This window comes from Pseudomonas sp. GM78, assembly GCF_000282475.1.
Lineage (GTDB): Bacteria > Pseudomonadota > Gammaproteobacteria > Pseudomonadales > Pseudomonadaceae > Aquipseudomonas.
The window spans coordinates 1-785 of the sequence record NZ_AKJF01000052.1 but is presented as its reverse complement, the minus strand read 5'-3'; the positions used below and the strand labels follow the sequence as shown (position 1 = coordinate 785).

Annotated in this window: 1 pseudogene; it reads left to right on the top strand. The window is 47.4% G+C overall.

Annotation, left to right across the window (positions count from 1 at the left end):
• Positions 1-594: 594 nt before the first annotated feature.
• Positions 595-785 (top strand): annotated as a pseudogene (locus tag PMI35_RS33630) (cupin domain-containing protein); the annotation flags it as partial.

The window sequence follows — 785 nt, the reverse complement described above, 5'->3', positions numbered from 1 at the left end:
TCCGCAGTGGGTTGGGCGGGGGTTTTGGCGCTTTCCAGTTTAAATTACATCTATTACAACCCACCCAGTCATATCCGGAGAGGAACCAAAAGTTGCGTGACAAGATACAATTACCGTCCCCAGAGTAGAGGGGGCGGTAAAATATCCATCTTGATCAATTTCACCTGAACTTTTATTCCCCCAACACTCCACTTTTGCGATATCGGAATATCCCAGCCTGGTTGCGTCGTATCGAAAATAGGGGACAACGACCGCAATTTCACATCTTCCAATGCTCGTATAGTTATCCATTCCTCACGGGACTCTAGAGTAATACCGAGAAACCTATTTTGCTCAACCATGACCAACTCCTTATCACTTATAAAAAATAAAAACAGCAGCGACAACATAACTCAATCTAATACACTCTTCCACTAACAGAACTGCTAGTTGACAATGAAATCCATACACCCTGAGCGCAACCAGAAATTCTTTTAATACCCATGGATATATCACACCTAACTACTATGTCCCGAGATATAGCATGGCTGGATTAGGGAAGGACCACTCACCCATTACCGCTGAGCATGCTAAGTTGGATTAGGCTCGAACTATTCGGTCAAGCCGGGATCGTGCCTGTGGCTGCAGATTCACCACCACCGTGCCGAGCACTGGATCGTCGTCAGCGGTACCGCTGAGGTGACCTGCGATGAGAATGTGTTCCTGCTGACTGAAAACCAGTCGACCTACATTCCGATCGCTTCGGTTCACCGCTTGCGCAACCCGGGCAAGATTCCACTGGAGAT